This window comes from Pseudomonas sp. PDM30 (assembly GCF_019218985.1).
GTDB lineage: Bacteria > Pseudomonadota > Gammaproteobacteria > Pseudomonadales > Pseudomonadaceae > Aquipseudomonas > Aquipseudomonas jessenii.
In genome coordinates this window covers 161,871-180,500 of record NZ_JAHUWM010000002.1, presented here as the reverse complement: position 1 = coordinate 180,500, position 18,630 = coordinate 161,871, and the positions used below count along the sequence as shown (strand labels likewise).

Genomic DNA, 18,630 nt, shown 5'->3' with positions numbered 1-18,630 from the left:
ACCTCACTGCGCCTTGCGGCGGCGGCGTTTGAACATCAACAGCGCCGCTGCCGCGAACACCACTACGCTACCAACCTGTAAAGGCATCTTGTACGGTCGCAAGGCCGAACGCGCAGCGTCGGTCACTTGGGTCACGTAGCGTTTGTCGGCGTTTTCGAAGTCGGGGTACGGGCACTGGTGGCCGAAATCGGCGGCCCATTCCACGTAAGGCCCTTCTTTGACATAACGCTGATATATCGCACTTTGCTCTTCGAGGCTGCTGTTCCACCCCGACGCCTCGCACAGCACCGCCGCAAACGCCTGACTGGTGTGAGGCAAGTTATCCGCCGCCTTGCTCGCCAGCGCGGTGGCCACGAAGCGATAGTGATAACGCTGATCAGGCTGGGCAGCGCTGGCCTGCTGGCGCTTCACTTCGTCCTCGGCCACCAAAGGACCGACCTTGAGTTCGGTGTTTTCGAGAATGTAGTTACCGCCGAACGTGGCGTAATCCGGCGCCATTTCATAGCCCAGAATGTCCATGCCCCACTCGCGTGCCGTCCAGGCCGCATTGAACAGAGCAGCGGCGCGACGGGTCGGCCACCAGGCTGAATCAGCCGCCAGACGTTGCTCGCTATACAGCTTTGCCTTGTGCCGCAAGCCGTCATTGTCGAAGTACGCCGGCGCCTGCTCGTAATGTCCCTCGCGCAACAGCCGACGGCCCAGCAGATTGCGCAGGCTCGCCGCCACCGGCAAGGGCACGTAGTTGTCGCGGTCCTGTTGGCTGAGCAGCGGCGGGGCCGGCACTTGAGTGTCTACGTAGTGCTTGAGTTCTTCGAGGGTCAACACGCGCTCGGCAACGGTGGCGGCGTCGAACCAGTAGATGCTCTGGCTGCGATACAGCTGATCGAAGGCTTGCAGGTAATCCCCGCGTTGCAGGGCCAGGATCGCACTTTCACCCTCGACCCGGCATTTGGGCTGGAGCGTTTCGTAATCGAAGTCCGGTGTGCGGCGCTCGCCCCAGGATTCATTCTGCGGGAAGGCCTGCGCCGCTTTGGCATAGGCTGCGGCGGCCGCGCTCTTATCGCCCTCGCGCACCGCCAGTTTCGCCCGCAACCACCAGGCCAACCCACCATCGCCAGCCTGTTCGAGGAAAGCCTTGGCGCTGGCGTAATCACCCTGTTGATAATTCATCGCCGCCAGGCGGTCGGCGTTTTCGAGACTGCCACGGGTACTGTTTTGCAGCAGCTTGATCATTTTCTGTTCGTTGGGCGGTTGATCACCGAACGACCACCCCAACCGACTGATCAGCGATGCTGTCACCAATTGCTGCACTGGCTGGCCCTTGAGCAATTCGGCCACTTGATCATCCGGCAGCGTCATCAGGTCCGCCATCAACAGCTTCAACGAGGTGTAGCCCACCGCGGAGCCGTGCAGATTCTGCGTGGCGTACAACTCGATGGCGCGGTTCCAGTCGCCAGCGGTGCGCACCACCCGGGCTTCTTCACCGAGGCTCGCGACACCCAGTTCCAGTGGATCACTGAAGCCGTCGATGCTCAGTTGCCGGGTTTGCTCGAAGGCGTCGCGGGATTGTTCGAGCAGATCCGGAGCCGCATTGGCTTCGGCGCTCATGACGAACAACGCTCGACCCAACGAGTAAGCCGCCCAGGTACTGCGCGAGGCCCGTTGCTCTGCGGGCAGGGCCAGCACTTTCTTGAAATACCCGGCGGCCAAGGCAGGATCACCCGCGGCAAATGCCACAGCGCCGGCCAGGTACAACCTGAGCTCAGGCGGCAGTTGCGCGCCCTCGCTTTCAACCTGGCGGGCATCGGTCAGGCTGCGCAAGTGTTTCACCAGCACCTGTTGCTCGGCGGAAAGTCCCGCCTGCTCGGCTTGATCGCGCAGCGCTACAGCGTCAGGTACATCCGTGTAGTCAACGCCAGCGGTGACGTTCTTCAACCCGTTGATGGCGTGGCCGAGGCGGCTGATTTCGAAGCTGAAGTTGCCTTCCGGCAGTTCCGCCAGCGACTGGCCGCGGTTATCCAGCAGGCGCATGGGGAAGTCCGGGCCGCAGGCCAGTGCCGAACCCAGCGGCAGGCTGAGGCTCAGGCAAAGCAAATGACGCGGCCAGTTACGGGTGAACATTCGAACCTCCTTGATCAATGTGTGCGCAGCGAGCCCAACCAACGGCACGCTGCCCGCCGGCCGGTATTCGGCCATCACGCAGGCGGGTGAAGGTAAGCAGATCCGGACGCTGTTGCAACGCGTAACCGGCCAAGGCATCGGCCCCCTCACAACCGCTGACCGCCAGTGTCAGGCGTTCGGGCCAGGCGCTGTCGAGATTGCCCTGGTTGCTGATGCCGATGTCATAGAGGCCATTGTCGGCCGAGAGTTTCAGTTTCAATTGACTGTCGAGGACATCACCACGCGCCACGGCGAGCAAAGTGGTCAAGCTCCAGGCCCGACGGTCGTTGGCCAATGGCAGGCGAAACCAGATCAGGCCCGCCAGATGTTTCGGTGGATCGGCACGCAACTCGGTGCCGAGGGTGTGCAATGACTGAGGGTCGGCAAGTAATTCCCGACGCAGTCCTTCACGCTCCACCGTCACTTCGCTTTCCACAACGGGCGCGCCACCCGCCGAGGGCAGCAACGCCACGCCATAGGCCGGCAGCGCCAGATAGAACGGTTTCGTCGTGATACGGCTCCAGGCCTTCGCCCATTGCCGAGCCTGATCCGCATCGAACAAGCCACGACGCGGATCGCTCACCGCGTGCACCTGCAACACACTGCTGTCGACTGTGGATAACAGCGCCGGCAGTTCGCGGCTGTCGAGCCAGGATGGCAACGCGGTGATGCTCAGTACCAGCGAAGTCGGCAATGCTCCGCGCAACTGCGCGAGAAATTGGCGGTAGGCCGGTAGTCGGGCATTACCGGCATCGTGGTCGATTTCCACCCCGGCGAGGTTCAGCCCCTGTCCCTGCCAGTCGCCGATCACCTGCCGGATTTGCGCTGTGATCTCATCCTGATCCAGCGCCTTGAGCTGCCCATCCAGGCGAATCACCGCAATCACCGGCCGGCCATCGCGCTTGAGCAGTGCCGGGTCAATCCGGGCCCGACTCCAGCCCGCGTTTGGAAAGGCCTGCAAGGCCAGCACCCGCAACGTCGAAAAGTCGGCGCGGCTATCCCTGAGGGCAGCGTCGTGGGCCGGCGTCCACTGCCGCTGCCAGACGTAAAGCTGTTGATCCAGCGGCGGTGCATCCTGTCTTTCGCAACCGGTGGTGAGCGCCAGCGCCATCAGCAAGACCATCGAGCGAGTGAAAAAAACCATTGAAACGCCTGTTCCTGAAATGCAGAAAGGGCCTCTGCGGCCCTTTTTCGTTCTGCTCACTACCCTACCCAGCCATCGACCGGCGGGCAATGTTCGCCTGAAATGATATTCAGATATCGAGTACCAGCGGTTGCGCGCCCTGCGCCGGAATCGCACAGCAAATCAGCACCTGTCCATCATCCGGCACCTCCGCTGGCGGCAGTGGGTAATGCACCTGACCGCTGATCAAGCGCGTTTTGCAGGTGCCGCAGGAGCCGCCGCGACAACTGAATTCCGGGCGCAGGCCACGGCTTTCCGCCAACTCCAGCAAACTGCCGCCGTCTGGCTGCCAGCGCGCCTCCTTGGCCGAACGCTGGAACACCACGGGCACGGACGTGGTGGCGGCTGGCGGTTGTTCGATGACCACCGCATCGGGGTCCGGTCGCCGGCGCAAGGTGGACGGGCCGAAGGTTTCGGCGTGAATCCGCGAATCGCGAATGTCCAACTCGCGCAAGCCGTCGTACAACGCCTGGGTAAAACTCCCGGGACCGCAGACCACAAAATCCGGCTGATCGTAGTCCTCGACTGTCAGCAGATCCTTGAGCAGCGCGACGTCGATCCGTCCACTGAGGTCGAAGTCCTCTCCTTGTATCGCCTCGGCTTCCGGTTGACTGAGCAAACGCACTACCCGCACCGCGTCACCGGCATCCTCGAGCAAGCGATCCAGTTCGCGGCGAAATGGCTGGTCAGCCAGCGTGCGCGAACTCTGGATGAACCATATCGGCCGGATACGGCGGGTGCGTAACCCTTGGTAAACCACTTCCCGCAGCATCGATAACAGCGGCGTGATGCCGACCCCGGCCGCCAACAACACCAAGGGTCGACGCTCATGGGGCGCCACGGTGAGATGCCCTTGCGGCGCCCGCGCCTCCAGCAGGTCGCCGACACGAATCTGCTCATGCAAATGCGTAGACACCCGTCCGTCACGCTTCACGCTGATGCGGAAAAAATCATCGGACGGTGCGCTCGATAAACTGTACGTGCGGATATGCACATCGCCATCAATGTTGAAGCGCAAAGGCAAATGCTGCCCGGCCTGGAACAGTGGCAACCCCGCTCCGTCGGCGGGCTCCAGGTAAAGCGAGCGAATGCTGTGGCTTTGCGCTTCAATCCGCGTCACCCGCAACGGCCGCCACTGATCGCCCAGGGCCTTGGCCTGCAAACGCGCCTTGGCCTGCTCCCAGGTACCGGTGAGCAAACTGGTGGGTGAAACGCCGTCGAAGCGCCAGCGCAACGACAGGGCAGCCGGACGACGTACCACTTGCTCGACATCGATCGTCCACAGGCGCTCGGCCCCCTGGAACGCCTCGACCTGAGGACCGTCCAGGATGATTTCGGTGCGCCCACTGAGTTGCAGCAAATCACCGGTATTGAAATCGATGAACAACAACCCGGCCCGGGGATTGAGCAGCAGGTTGCCCAAGGTGTTGAAATGCAGGTTGCCGGCGAAATCCGGAATGGTCAGGCGATTGCCTTCCACCTGTACGAAACCGGCCTGACCGCCGCGGTGAGAAACATCCACCGAACGTTCACCGTCGACGTCCACATAACTGGCAACGAAAAAGGTGTCCGCCTCGGCGATCATGGCTTTGCTCGCGTCATCCAGTTCGCCGAAATGCTGGGCGGCACGGGTCGCAGGATAGGTCAGCGGCACCGAGCGAAACTGGCGCAACTGAATGTACTGCGGGCAATTGCCGAAGGACTGGTCCACCGTCACCGCGAAACCATCCATGGTCATGGCACTGACATGCCCATTGATGCGGTTGCGGCGGCGGGTGTGCAACTCGATGCCCAGCAGTCCGATGGCCGAGCCTTCGCTCAACTGCGCGGGATCATCAAAGGCCGGCAGACTGCGAAATTGCAGCAAACCAGGTTCTGGCGAGTGTGCGAAACCGGGCTGGCCTTCAAGGACACTGGCCCAGGGATGACCGTCGGCATCCACCGCTGCGTACAGCATGAACGGCAATTGTTGATAGAAGGTGCGGTGCTGGTCCGGCATCTCGCTGCGAATCACCTTACGACCGAACGCCTCCATTCGTTCGGCAACGCCCACATGCGCCTGCAATTGTTTCTCGCCGGCATGCCAGGGTGAACGGTCCATACGGCTGCTCCCTTGCGCCTGTGGCGCAGAACGGGGCGGCCCGGCAACACCGGGCCACCAGCATCAGGCGGTTTTTTGCAGGCCGGCGACGGTGCGCGGCATGCCGACAAAACCCGGCAAGGCTTCGATGCGGGCCAGCCAGGCACGAATGTTGGTGTACTCGTCCAGCGACACATTGCCCTCAGGCGCATGGGCGATGTAGCTGTAGGCGGCGACGTCGGCAATCGTCGGATCAGTGCCGGCAAGATACGGCGTATCGGCCAATTCGTGATCGATTACCTTGAGTACGGTATGGGCATAGGCAATCACTTCTGCAGCGTTGTAAGGCGCGCCGAACACAGTAATCAATCTTGCCCGGGCAGGGCCGAAGGCAATCGGACCGGCAGCCACCGACAACCAGCGTTGGACCTTGGCGGCCCCTACCGGATCAGCCGGTAGCCAGCGACCGTTGCCGTACTTTTGCGCCAGGTAAACCAGAATCGCGTTGGAATCGGCCAACACCACGCCCTGATCATCAATCACCGGCACCTGACCGAAAGCATTGAGCGCGAGGAACGCCGGTTGCTTGTGTTCGCCTTTGGCGAGGTCAACGAAGATCAATTCGGTCGGCAGTTTCAGCAGGGACAGCATCAATTCGACACGATGAGCGTGGCCGGAACGTGGGAAGTTGTAGAGTTTGATCGCTTGCATGGTCGACACCTCGGGTGAGTGGTGCTGTTCAGGGGAGAGATGGGTCGTATCTTCTACCCTCGACCAAAACAACAGAATCACCAGCAAACGCAATCAATTATTTCACCGGATGAAATAACTCAACGCCTGAGCGCCGGATGCTCGCGCAGCGTGTTCACCGCGAAATCAACAAAACTGCGCACCCGGGCCGGTGCTTTACGTCCGCCCTGATAGACCACATGGATGGGCAACGGCGGCAGTTCGAAGTCCGCCAGAATGATTTCCAGCTCTCCGGCAGCCACCTTGTTCGCGACTTGATAAGACAGCACCCGCGTGAAGCCTAACCCCAAACTGGCCGCCGTGATGGCTGCCTGATTCGCCGTCACCACCAGTCGCGGTTCAGCCCGCACGCTCAAGGTTTCGCCGTCTTCGATGAATGGCCAACTCCGCAACTGGCCTATGGCCGATGTCGCAATGATTGGCGCCTGGGCCAGTTCCCGGGGATGTCGGGGCCGACCATGGCTGGCGAGAAACTGTGGCGAGGCGCAGATCACCCGCCGCACGTCCCCCACGCGGATCGCATGCTGGTTGCTGTCAGGGAGTTCGCCAATGCGGATGGCCACATCGACGCCCTCCTCGACCACGCTCACCACCCGGTCCACCAACAGCGCGTTGATGCAGACCTCGGGGAATTGCGTCAGATAATTCACCATCAACGGCGTGACAAACAGCTCGCCAAACAAGACCGGTGCGGTGATGGTCAGTTGCCCACGGGGATGGATATGGCTGCCCGCTGCCGAGTCCTCGGCTTCCTGCACCTCGGCGAGAATTCTCCGACAATCCTCCAGATATCGCTGACCAGCCTCGCTCAAATAAACGCTGCGCGTCGTACGCGTGAGCAGTTGTGTGCCTATTCGCTTCTCCAGCGCCGCGACCGCTCGGGTGACGCTGGCCGCCGACAGACCCAAACCCCGCGCCGCCGCCGAAAAACCCTGCTCCTTGGCGACAGCAGCGAAGACCTGCATTTCCTGGAAGCGGTCCATGGGACTGTCCTCATTTCAGATAGATAAACCGCAACCGAAGGCCGGAATGTTAAGCGCAAATGTTCAACAACATAGTTGGGCGCCAGACCATCAGGTAAATCAATGGGCTACTGCACTGTAGCGCCTGCACCGTAAAAACCAAGCGTGTCACAAACCTCAAAAAGCGGACCGGGGATTATTGATAATTAATGACGATTATTTTCTTGCGAGGGGTGCGACTGTTGGCAATTATTCTGATCAGCCCGCTGCAACGGCAAATGCCCGGTAGAGAAAAAGGAGCCATTGGCTCAGCTTCCAAACCGCTTCAGTCAAGGGCTCGCAGCGGACTCCATCAACTGCAGCAGGATTCCAGCCTGTATAAACAGGCGGAATATACGACTGCTCCTATACTACAAACCACCTGTTACCTATTGGGTTTTTGGTAGGTACCTCATTGAAGTTTTCTCTACTTAAAGTAAGGCGTTATCGGTTTTTAACGCTTTGACGGCTGCCCGTCGATCCTGCTTTATGGATTCACTTAGTAGGGAAGAGTTGAACTTCAACGGCCTGGCTAACCTGTGTGACACAGCAAGGAGTTCGACAATGTTGCGCACTAACATTTCCGCTAGAGCACTGTCCGGTGGTTTGCTCGATGTACTGATTCGCGCCGGGTTGATTACGGTGCTGGTACTGTTCTGCTTCCAGATCTTCCACCCCTTCCTCAACCTGATGCTCTGGGCAATGATTCTGGCCATCACCCTGTATCCACTGCATGCGCTCATCAAGCGCAAGCTGGTCAACAAGGACGGTCGTGCCGCCACCCTGATCGTGGTGGTCGCCCTGGCTTTGCTGATGGTACCGATCTACCTGCTGGGCACCTCGATCAGTGAATCGGTCCAGGGCACCCTGGCGGTCCTCAAGTCCGATACGTTGCAGATTCCGCTCCCCAGCGAAAAAATCGCTTCCCTGCCGCTCATAGGCGAGCCGCTCTATGGCTACTGGATGCAGGCCGCCACCGACATGAGCAGCGTGCTCATGAAGCTGATGCCTTATATCAAGTCCGTCGGCCTGACCTTGTTGGGCAAAATGGCCGATGTTGGCGTGGGCTTTCTGTTGTTCATTGGCGCCCTGATCATTGCCGGCGTGTTCATGGCCTATGGCGAAAACGGCGAAAGAAGCGCCCTGGCCATCACCTCGCGTCTTTCCGGACCAGAGCGTGGGCCACGCATTACCGTGCTCTGCACTGCAACCATCCGCGCAGTCGCCCAGGGCGTAGTGGGCATCGCGTTCATTCAGATGTTGCTGGTCGGCGTGGGCTTCGTGCTCATGGGTGTCCCCGGTGCCGGGCTACTGGCCATGGTGGCGCTGTTGATGGGGATCATGCAATTGCCGGTACTGCTGGTGACCCTTCCGGTGATCGCTTTTGTCTTCGCCACCGAAGGGACCAGCCTGGCCACCGTCGTGTTTGGCATCTACAGCCTGATTGCCGGGATGGCCGACAACGTCCTCAAACCGTTGATGCTGGGTCGTGGCGTCGATGTCCCGATGCCGGTGATTCTGATTGGCGCCCTGGGCGGCATGGTAAGCGGCGGCTTCATCGGTTTGTTCATCGGGCCGGTGGCGCTGGCGGTGGGCTACCAATTGTTCTGGCAATGGGTCCAGGACCAACCGTCTGCCGAGCTAATGAATGAGACACCCGAGATCGAGGCGTTGAACGATCAGCGTCCTGTCTGAGGAGTTTGCGCTTGATGCCACGCCCTGCTCGCATCAGCCGGCTTCTGCTCTGTGGCACCGTCGTCCTGGGGGGCTGTGTACAACTGGGCCCGGATTTCCAGTCGCCGGCCCAGCCCTGGGTCGACCACTGGAACAGCCCGGCCCTGGAGGTCGCCGGCCAACAACACGCGCAACCTGACAGCCGCCAATGGTGGCGCGTGTTCAACGACCCGGTGCTGGACCATTTGATGGCCGAAGCCGATGCCCACAACGCCGACCTGCACCTCGCTGGCTTGCGGGTCATGGAGTCCCGGGCGCAATTGGGTATCGCCCTGAGTGGACGCTACCCGCAATTGCAGCAGGCCAGCGCCGACAGCCTGTACCTGAACCGTCGACAATCGGGCGGCGCCAACCCTCAGGACACGCATTTCTGGCAATACAGCGCTGGTTTCGATATCGGCTGGGAGCTGGATTTCTGGGGGCGTTTCAGCCGTGCCATCGAGTCGGCGGACGCATCCTGGTTTGCCGCCCAGGCCAACTATGAAAATGCCTTGGTGCTGTTGCACGCGCAACTGGCGCAAAACTACTACGCCTTGCGCACCGCCGAGGCACGCCTGGCCATCGCCCGCAGTAACGCCAAATTGCAAAAACGCAGCTACGAGATCACCGAGCGCCTGTTCAACAGCGGGGCCGAAGCCGAACTTGATCTGCAACAAGCCAAGACCCAGTACCTGGGCACACTCAGTACCATCCCGGATTTCGAGAGCCAGGTGGCGAGCTTGCGCAATGCGTTGTCCACCCTGATCGGCCAGCCACCCGGCTCGATCCCTGACCTCAATCGCAACACCGGCTTAGTGCCGCTGCTCGATACTGCGGTCTTGCAGGATGTGCCGGCCAACCTGCTGGTGCGGCGCCCCGATGTTCGTGCTGCCGAGTTGCAAGTGGCGGCGCAGTCGGCGTTGATCGGTGTGGCCGAGACTGACCTGTACCCCTCCATCAGCCTGCTGGGCAGCATCGTCTGGTCTGCCAGCTCGCTCAGCGGTGCATCCAACACCCTGGACATGGTGGCCGGCCCCAGTTTGCGCTGGGACATCTTCGACCACGGCCGGATCACCAACAACGTCCGCGTGCAGGATGCGCGCTTGCAGCAACTGATCGTTATCTACCAGGACAGCGTGCGCCAGGCGGCACGCGAGGCGGACGACGCCGCGACCGGCTTGATCAAAGCACTGGAGCGCGACCGGATCCTCAGCGATGCATCGGTGGCCGCCGAACGTTCGGTGACCCTGGCCAATGCCCAATACCGCGAAGGCTATTCCGATTTCCAGCGCGTGCTGGATGCCCAGCGGGCCCTGTTTGCCCAACAGGATATCTACCTGGTCAACCGTGGCACCGCGGTCAACAGCCTGATCGCCCTATACAAGGCTCTGGGCGGAGGCTGGTACAGCGACCAGCCGATGATCGACCCGGCCACCCGCAAACAAATGCAAGAACGGACCGATTGGGGCGATCTGCTCGACGAACCGAAGGAAAGTGCCAATGACTGACAGCCAACAACCGGCCGCCGAGAAAGCCCCGACACCTGCCGCCGACCCTGCGAAAAAAGCGATCAACTGGGTGGTGCTGCTGATCATCCTGAGTCTGGTCTGGTACCTGATGGCCGACCGTTACACCCCCTACACGCAACAGGCACGGGTGCAGGCCTTCATTGTACCGGTGGCCGCCGAGGTATCCGGCCGGGTGACCAAGGTGCATGTACGCAACAACCAGGACGTAAAGGCTGGCGAATTGCTGTTTGAAGTCAACCCGGAGCAGTACCAGATTGCCGTCGATCGCGCTCGCGCCGACCTTGAGTCGACCCGTCGCCAGGTGGGCGCCAACACCGCCGGTGTCGACTCCAAGCAAGCATCACTGCGTGCATCCCAGGCCAACGAGCTCAAGGCACGCCAGGACATCCAGCGGCTTGAACGCCTGTACAGAGAAGACCCGGGCACCATCTCGCTGCGACGCCTGGAGATATCCCGCGCCACCCTGGAAGAATCCATCAGCCAGGTCGCCGCGGCCAAGGCCGAAGTGCAACGTGCGCGCGAACAACAGGGCGGTAACGAAGACGAAAACGCCCAGTTGCTCAGCGCCGCCAGCAACCTTGAAAAAGCCGAGCTGGACTTGAGCAATACGAAGGTCCACGCGCGCTCGGCCGGCCTGATTACCGATTTGCGCACCGACGTCGGCCAGTTTGCTTCCGCCGGTGCGCCGGTGATGACCCAGATCGCCATCCACGATGTGTGGATCAGCGCCGACATGACCGAAAACAATCTGGGAAGTGTCCAGCCCGGGACGCCGGTGTCCATCGTCCTCGACTCCCTGCCGGGGAGAATTTTCAAAGGCCATGTGCGTAGCGTCGGCTATGGCGTCGATATCGGCCAGACCACCCAGCCGGGCAGCCTGCCGAAAGTGGAGAACAGCCGCGACTGGCTACGCCCTGCCCAGCGCTTTCCGGTGATCATCGAGTTCGAGCCCGGTGAGTTGACCAGCCCGCAAGGCATCCGGTCCGGCGGGCAGGCCGAAGTCATGGCATTTCCGAGTGAAAGTAACCCACTGAATATCCTGGGTCGCCTGTTCCTGCGCCTGATGAGCTGGATGTCCTATGCGTATTGAGCGCCCGCCCCGGGTTCAGCGCGCCCTGCGCCTGAGCTTCGGCACGGCGCTGTGCCTGGCGGCGAGCTTTGGTCTGGCCCTGCCCATCCCGTTCCTCTCTCCGATGCTGGCGCTGATGATGCTGGCAGCGATGAACCGACCATTGCCGTTCAAGGCCAGCCTGGGCCTGATCCTGATCCTTATGCTGACCACCGGGACCGGCCTGTTGCTCATTCCCCTGCTGCGTTACTACCCGTTCAGCGGTGTGCTGCTGGTAGGGCTATGCCTGTTCCTGGCCTTCGGTTATGGCTTGCGCGGCGGCAACCCGCTGGTGGCGACGTTTCTGGTGGTGGGCCTGACCTTGATCAGTTCGGCCGGAACCGCTGAATTCGCCCTGGCGCTTGAGGTGATCGTGGCCCTGGTCAAGGGGCTGTTCCTTGCCGTCACCACGCTGACCATAAGCCATTGGCTGTTTCCCGACCCCGCCAGTGCCCCCGCGGCCAAACCCGGCCCGAGCCTTACTCCAACCGAAAGCAGTTGGCTGGCGCTACGTGCCACGCTGGTGGTACTGCCGACTTTCCTGCTGGCCATGATCGACCCGGCCAGCTACCTGCCGATCATCATGAAAGCCGTCAGCCTCGGCCAACAAAGCTGCGCGACCAGTGCCCGCACCGCCGGCCAGGAGTTGCTCGGCTCGACCCTGCTCGGTGGCCTGATGGCAATTCTTTTCTGGTGCGCACTCAGCCTGTTCGTCAACCTGTGGATGTTCTTTCTGTGGATGCTGCTGTTCGGTTTGCTGGTGGCCAGAAAACTCTACGGTGTGGCCATGACTCGACAACCACCGAGTTTCTGGCTCAACAGCCTGGCGACCCTGATCATTCTGCTCGGCCAATCGGTACAGGACAGTGCGGCGGGCAAGGACGTCTACACCGCCTTCGCCATCCGCATGGGCCTGTTCATACTGGTGACCTTGTACGCCTGTGTCATGGTCCATCTGCTGGACATGCGGCGGGAGCGTCGAATTACGACCGCCTAGAAACAGAAAAACCCCCTGAGAAGGGGTGATCCTACGGAATAAAAACTGTCGCATCTAGCCCAGCAAACACAGGGGCTAGCCGGCGGGGAAAGCAGAAATAAAAACTGTCGCCCCCCCCATTTCTCGAGGGTTTAGCGGATGGCCTAGCAAATAAAATCTGTCGCGAACACCTAACCTACTGATTTTAAACATTTCTTAACACCTAGAAATGATCTTGTCCGCTGACAAAGACCCGCTCAGTGCTAACGGGCATCGTCTGTTCAATTCTTCGCTTGTTGACGTAATGCTAGGGCTTAGTAAGCCCGGAACTTCCGGTGACGGCCGAGTACCTGCGCACTTGCGAGCTTTCAACTACATGTGCGGATGGCCGAGCGTGGTCTCTCCCGCAAATTTGTGAGCAATGGCGCCACCTGCGTGTGGGTTCGCACGTAGGTCCCGGAGCACGGCCCCGGGATGTAACACCGTCCGCAATACTGGTAGCCACGGAGAATGGCTCCGCATAGGCGGAGCCTTTTCGTCACTCCGGTTTTTTCAGTCGGCTTTTGCTGAACGGCCAGGCGTCGCTGCTGTGGGATCTGCTCATAAACTCACTGATCGACACGCAGGAGAAGTCCTTAATCTTGGTGGACACGATAGTCGGGTACAACGTGACCATCGCGTAGCCAGCCTGCTCAAGCTTGGTGTCCAGATTGAATTTGTGGGCAAAGTGTTTTTCCACACATTCCACGTTCTCCAGCACCCAGTTATATTTCTTGATGAACTTAGCGCTATAGCTGCTCGAGCCATCGATGAACTTAGACTGATCATCACGGAACATTCGAGGCTCGGTCGAGAACCCGACCTGCTTAACCTCGATGATCACCAGCAATTTTTGCGCTTCATCAAAGCCAAGGAAATCAATCTCACCCACTTCAGATGGAATCTTCAACGTCTGGCCGCTACCGAGCGACAAGGTCTTAACCGAAGATGATCCGGCAATGCCCAAGGTTTCGAGATTCCGCTCTACGACATGCTCGAACCACCGGCCAGCTTTAAGTGACAAGACGTCGAGTGCCTTTTTCACGCTCACGGACTGCCACTCGGGCGGCAGTTTTCTGAAAGACACGTCAGCGATCAGGATGTTTAGACACTCCAGCGCCATGCGCCGGGAAAAAAATACCCAGTCAACGCCATCAACGGGATATTTGAAGAAAGCTCGCTTGTACGCGCGATACTCTTGTTTTGGACGAAACAGCTCCCGATCCTCCATGGTTTGCGCGCTCAGGCAAAAACCATTGAGGAGCAGCTCCGCCTGCTCTGAAGTGATACGGAAATTCAGGGCGATCGTTTCGATTGCTTCTTTCCATTCGAACATGCCCAGCGCTTCGGGATTCTGCTTGTCGCTAAAGTAGTCGATGATCCACCCAAGCGTGCTCAGCGTATCCTTGTAGCTCAGGCCAAGGGTCTCGACGAAGCTTGCGTCCAGGATCTCGGCGTGCGCGTCCGTGTTCTGGAGGAACATGGGAGACGGCACGTATTTTTCAAAGTCACGAACCGATTCACGAATGTCAAACCTGAGCTTGCCATCCTCTTCCACATGGAAGTACGTGAACTGGCTCGGATCGAGCGTCAGCGTAACTTCGTCCAAGAAGCCCCTGTAATTGTCGCTCCTCATGTACAGGCTGACCAACTCTTCAACCGCAATGAAGACCATCGAGATCGCGTCTTCCTGCTCGGCTTGGGTTTTGGCGACCTTGCCAGCCGCCATATTGGAGCGGCACAGCAGCTCCAGCACATGCTTAATGCCCCTTCTGGCATACAGCGCATACGGCTGCCAGAAGTTTTCTTCATCTTCGGACAGCTTGTTGAGCTTGTGAGCAACGGAAACCTGACCGTAGCGCTCGTATTCGGACGCCAGATAGGTGACAAACTCCCGCGGGCTGACCTTAGGCAAGTATTCATCCAAGATGGCGTAATACTCTTTGAACATCAGGTTCACGATTTCGACGATGACAGCCTTGTCAGTGTACCGACCCGGACTGAAGTTTTCGAAGACAGCCCCCTTGATTCTTTTGTATACGCGCTCCTCGTGTGCAGCACTGGCTCGAAAAATCTCAATCCCGGCAACATTACGGCTCTTCAGCACAATCCTCTCCTTAAGTTGGTCACACTCGAATCCTTTGCTGCCCTAATCGGAAATAAACAGCGGGCGGATTAAGTAGGCCATTTCACTTTGACAGTGCCGCACGGGTACTGGATTTCAACACAGATATTCGATGATGCAGCCTGCGAATTTGCTCCGGCCAGCGGCATGGGTGAAGGAATAATCGCCGGTTGCAGCTGCGTGCTTTTGCGCGTTTGGACGCGAATCCATTTGTGGACGAGGTTCGCGTTAAGACTGTGATTCGTATACGTCATGCCCATGTCCATTTGACGCAAGAAGATAACCGAAGATGGCCATGCGCGTATGGGTGACCGATCCGAGATGTCCAAAACTGAATAGGCATTCAAGCAGGTAGATGCCGACCTGTCCCGATGATGGTGAGAGATTTCGCTCCTCGGGTCATCGCGACGTACAAATCCTTCGCATCAAGCGAGTCGGCATCAAGAATGACGGCGTGGTCATACTCAAGGCCTTTGACCAGCAATGTGGTTCCAATCAGCTTGCGATGGCTGATCGGCCGCCCCGAATGCCTCATCTCGCGCTGGTAAAGGTTACCGGCCTCCACGAGCGTCGCGGCTTGGCCATCAACATGAATCTTGAGCACGTTGAAGAAGCGATAGAGCAAATCACGGCGGTAGGCTGAGGTCTCAGGATTGTTCTTCAAGGCTTGGAAGAATGCCTTGAGATAGCTGCTCGACGGGTCAGACAAATAGTCATTGGCGGCTTGGAGCACCAGTGGGTACTTCGTTGTCTTGCGAAGGTTGGTAACCTCGCCCCGCTTGGTGCCTGCCGTTAGCGTTCGGGTTACACCGGTGAAGCACTTAGTTGCGAATTTCAAAGCAAGGAGAAAGCCAGCCTGAGCGGTCTTTGCAGCCGCAAGCTTTTTGATGAACGAATGCAGATCCTTCCCTTCGATTTCCTCGATTGAGGAAAAGCGGCCCGCCAAGCGGTTGGCCAAACGGTGAGTTTTGTTCTTGGACTGTTGATCACCGCCGTGGAGTGCAATGACGCTCTCATCATGCTTCAACAGGCCACAAAGCGCCGTGTACTGTTTAGCTGCGAGATAATCGGGCTGGGTGTAGGCACGAATTACGCTCGGTGGCAGATGGGCTGACAGATCAATCTTTTGGCCTAGCTCGATCTTTCGCCTCGCATCTTTGAGCCATTCGCCAAGTTCCGGACTCTTCGCCTTGACCCACCGCCAAGGGATCTCCAGCTGTCCCAAGCAATCAAACTCGGGGTAGACGCTGGCTTCCCAATCAACGGGCTTGCCATCGTCAAAATCGAATATGGCTTGCAGGGGGTCTCCCAAAAGTCGGCTTGGAAGAAATTCTGCCAGGTTGCAGACCAGATCATGCTGCAAGTCTGAGCAGTCCTGGTATTCGTCGACGTAGAGACCTATGTAGCTGGACGACACGGCCTCACGAATGAACCTCTTCCCCAGCAAACGGGAGCAGCACTCGTACAACTTACTCCACTGCTTGCTGGTCGGGTTTTCAATTTTCCACCCCGATGCCTTCGGGTACGCCAGACAGAGTCGAAGTGCCCAGCTAGCGATCGTATCGACCTGGTACTGGGAAGCGCGAACGCCCAAGCCCGCCATTTTGGTTTTGATCGAATTCACACCGGCAAAAGTGTGCGTCAGGATAAGCTGCCGGCCACCGGACGCTCGCACCGCCATTGCGATGAGATGAGTCTTTCCAAACCCCGCTGGCGCGATTACATAGCCCTTGGAGGTACAGTCGTTGAGCTTGATTGCGAGGTCTTCAGACACGCTTCGCCCACTCCCAAAGCCTTCCCAACTCTACGGCGAGATTTGTTTTGCCAAACACAGGATCGTTGAAAGCTGCACTCACCGCCTTGAACCACAGGTCACCTCTAGTGGTGTCCTTGAACCACCCTGCGCTCTTTGCTGCAGCACCGATAGCAGTCCGTAGCTTGGGGCTATCCAACCACTTCATGATGTCAGGGTCCAACACGTCCTGATACTGCGATCGCACTTGATCGTATACCGGGTAGAAGAGTTCGACCTGGGCAAGCGTCAAACTGGCAAGTACGTAAGCCCATGGCAAATCCACAAAAGCCCGTTCCTCAAGCGAAAGTTTGTCGCTCCAGACGTAGGTGGGAATTCCTATCGCCACAAGCCCAGCGGCATCGGCGTTTGAGAACTGCTTCTCTGCATCGCCATCAGCTAGCACCGACACGTCATAGCCAAGCTTTTTGAAGGCCATAGCCATGCCCTTCACTTTGCTGGCTCCCTTGGCGTCCAGCAACGCCACACCGTGATACGACAAGGGATCTTGCCCATTCTCAATTTGGTGATCGTCAAAGCCCCTTATGAAACCTACCTCGGTAGCGCCTTCACATACGACGACCTTTTTGGCCAAGAATGCTTCAGCGCTTGAGCGAATCTTCCCCTGAACCTCATGCTCTTCGAGGCCCTTCTCGGCAGCGGAGACGATCGCCACGACCCCGCCCTTGCTGTGGACGATATGAAGGTCCTGCACCGTGAGTTCGCGAAGCACCATGGGCGAATGAGTGGTTAGGAAATACTGTCCGCGTTTGTCCTCCCTGATGTGCTTGATGAGACGCGTAATGCGATGGGGCTCGAGGCCGAACTCCAACTCATCGAACAAGGTGATATGGCCTTCCTCCAGACCCGCTTTCTGGATTCCACACTGAAGCATCCGGCGAGATCCCAGACCTAACTGGCGCAACGGGATTTCGCCGTCATGCAGGGAAAGACCGCCAACTTTCAGGTTGATGGACGCCAAGTCGAGATGGGCCTTATAGGCATCAAGTACAGGGACACCCAAGAGCTTCGCAATCTCTTGCGATTTGGTTGCTGCAGTGTCGAAGTTTGTCAGGGTGACAGCCCGGTCGACATCGAGCGAACTCCTGGCAGTCCTCGATGCATTGGCCAATAGCTCGCTCAAGCTCTGCGCCGCAGTAAGCTTGGCAAGAGCAGTTCCGTTTGCCCAAGAAAGCTCTCGTTCGCTGAAGACGCCGATGAGGCCAACCCCGACCTTGTTTCTGTCTGCCTGTTTAAAGGGCACCCCGTCCGGGTTGCGATCGCACACCACTGCCCATTTCGGCTCCAAGTCCTTCTCGACGGTTAGCCGGGCGGTCAATACGCTTTCCAGATGATCATCTGGCTCATCAAGCAGCTTCTGAGCTGCCGCATCCCAGCCCCGAAGGTACAGCCCATACTTATTAAGTGCGGAGAAGTCTGCGGCTAAATTTCCGATCGTGATCTCAATGATGATGGGATCAGCGATTTTGCACTGGTAAAAATCTGAGTCGCTGAGGGCCAGATTCCACTGGGGATGGAATGTGTAACGGATGGCTTCCAAAATTGTGGACTTGGAGGAGTCACCTTTCCCTATGAGACAAAAAATGTCAGCGATTGGCACATTCCAATCAAGCGCTTTCACTCCGCGAAAGTTCTTGATCACGATCTTTCTGATTTTCACCGGCCAGTATCCTTCTGAACTTCATCTGTGAGTAAGGGCGAAATCCGTTGGTTGCGCTCCGATTGGCTCTCTGGAGCGCAGCGGAAGTGGCTATTCGCCTTTACCCATCATAGATACTTCCAGCGGGACGGGGAATTGGCCGTACGAGATCATCAGGAATCTTGTTATGCACGGGTTTGAGGTCTAACACACGTCCTTCTCCAAAGAGCGCCAAAGCTCAAGCATCGTCTGGTTGGTTTTGCTGAATGACTTAAACGACCAGATTTCGAGTTCGGCACTCCACTCTTTTCCTCCCGCACGAACCAGCTTCCCAGAAGCAATTTCCTCCTCTACCGCCGACTCCGGTAGCCAACAAATCCCATAGCCCTCCCGTGCCATTCGCATGAGGTGCATGGCCATGTCCGCTTCGTAGAATCGCTTGAAATTCGATTGTCTAGGCCAATTTCGAAGGACGATATCGACTACATGGGTAGCCCAAGCACCAATGCATGTC

The 18,630-nt window shown here is 58.6% G+C and carries 13 protein-coding genes; 4 read left to right on the top strand and 9 right to left on the bottom strand.

Features of this window, described 5'->3' with window-relative positions:
- Window positions 1–3: 3 nt before the first annotated feature.
- From KW840_RS04810 to KW840_RS04790, 5 genes are all read right to left on the bottom strand, one after another.
- Complete coding sequence (locus KW840_RS04810) at window positions 4–2,121, bottom strand: hypothetical protein (protein ID WP_218494585.1); 2,118 nt, start codon at window positions 2,119–2,121, stop codon at window positions 4–6.
- On the bottom strand, window positions 2,108–3,304 hold the full coding sequence (locus KW840_RS04805; protein WP_218494584.1) for a DUF3142 domain-containing protein: 1,197 nt from the start codon (window positions 3,302–3,304) through the stop codon (window positions 2,108–2,110). The genes KW840_RS04810 and KW840_RS04805 overlap by 14 nt, the downstream gene beginning before the upstream one ends.
- A 109-nt stretch (window positions 3,305–3,413) precedes the next feature.
- Window positions 3,414–5,444: a pyridoxamine 5'-phosphate oxidase family protein gene (locus KW840_RS04800; protein WP_218494583.1), complete on the bottom strand. Its 2,031-nt coding sequence runs from the start codon at window positions 5,442–5,444 to the stop codon at window positions 3,414–3,416.
- A 63-nt stretch (window positions 5,445–5,507) separates the two neighbouring features.
- Window positions 5,508–6,134 carry a glutathione S-transferase family protein gene (locus KW840_RS04795; protein ID WP_090452253.1) on the bottom strand — a complete coding sequence of 209 codons (627 nt, stop codon included), beginning with the start codon at window positions 6,132–6,134 and terminating at the stop codon, window positions 5,508–5,510.
- A gap of 119 nt (window positions 6,135–6,253) precedes the next feature.
- Complete coding sequence (locus tag KW840_RS04790) at window positions 6,254–7,156, bottom strand: LysR family transcriptional regulator (RefSeq protein ID WP_218494582.1); 903 nt, start codon at window positions 7,154–7,156, stop codon at window positions 6,254–6,256.
- A gap of 582 nt (window positions 7,157–7,738) precedes the next feature.
- Between KW840_RS04790 and KW840_RS04785 the strand changes: the two genes are divergently transcribed.
- The 4 genes from KW840_RS04785 to KW840_RS04770 are packed head-to-tail and all read left to right on the top strand — an operon-like array spanning window position 7,739 to window position 12,521.
- Window positions 7,739–8,869, top strand: coding sequence for an AI-2E family transporter (locus KW840_RS04785; protein WP_057712669.1), 1,131 nt, complete (start codon window positions 7,739–7,741; stop codon window positions 8,867–8,869).
- A gap of 14 nt (window positions 8,870–8,883) precedes the next feature.
- Window positions 8,884–10,395 (top strand): efflux transporter outer membrane subunit, encoded by a 1,512-nt coding sequence (locus KW840_RS04780; RefSeq protein ID WP_218494581.1) that lies wholly within the window; start codon window positions 8,884–8,886, stop codon window positions 10,393–10,395.
- On the top strand, window positions 10,388–11,506 hold the full coding sequence (locus KW840_RS04775; protein ID WP_218494580.1) for an HlyD family secretion protein: 1,119 nt from the start codon (window positions 10,388–10,390) through the stop codon (window positions 11,504–11,506). Before KW840_RS04780 ends, KW840_RS04775 begins: the two co-directional genes overlap by 8 nt.
- The gene (locus KW840_RS04770; RefSeq protein WP_057712666.1) at window positions 11,496–12,521 is read left to right on the top strand and encodes a DUF2955 domain-containing protein; all 1,026 of its coding nucleotides are present in this window, start codon (window positions 11,496–11,498) and stop codon (window positions 12,519–12,521) included. The genes KW840_RS04775 and KW840_RS04770 overlap by 11 nt, the downstream gene beginning before the upstream one ends.
- 517 nt (window positions 12,522–13,038) lie before the next feature.
- Here the strand turns inward: KW840_RS04770 and KW840_RS04765 are convergent.
- The 4 genes from KW840_RS04765 to KW840_RS04750 form a co-directional block, all read right to left on the bottom strand.
- Complete coding sequence (locus tag KW840_RS04765; RefSeq protein WP_218494579.1) at window positions 13,039–14,646, bottom strand: hypothetical protein; 1,608 nt, start codon at window positions 14,644–14,646, stop codon at window positions 13,039–13,041.
- 361 nt (window positions 14,647–15,007) lie between these two features.
- Complete coding sequence (locus KW840_RS04760) at window positions 15,008–16,438, bottom strand: UvrD-helicase domain-containing protein (protein WP_218494578.1); 1,431 nt, start codon at window positions 16,436–16,438, stop codon at window positions 15,008–15,010.
- The gene (locus KW840_RS28925; RefSeq protein WP_218494577.1) at window positions 16,431–18,137 is read right to left on the bottom strand and encodes an ATP-binding protein; all 1,707 of its coding nucleotides are present in this window, start codon (window positions 18,135–18,137) and stop codon (window positions 16,431–16,433) included. The genes KW840_RS04760 and KW840_RS28925 overlap by 8 nt, the downstream gene beginning before the upstream one ends.
- 183 nt (window positions 18,138–18,320) lie before the next feature.
- The gene (locus tag KW840_RS04750) at window positions 18,321–18,593 is read right to left on the bottom strand and encodes a LysR substrate-binding domain-containing protein (RefSeq protein ID WP_371318446.1); all 273 of its coding nucleotides are present in this window, start codon (window positions 18,591–18,593) and stop codon (window positions 18,321–18,323) included.
- Between the last annotated feature and the right edge of the window lie 37 nt (window positions 18,594–18,630).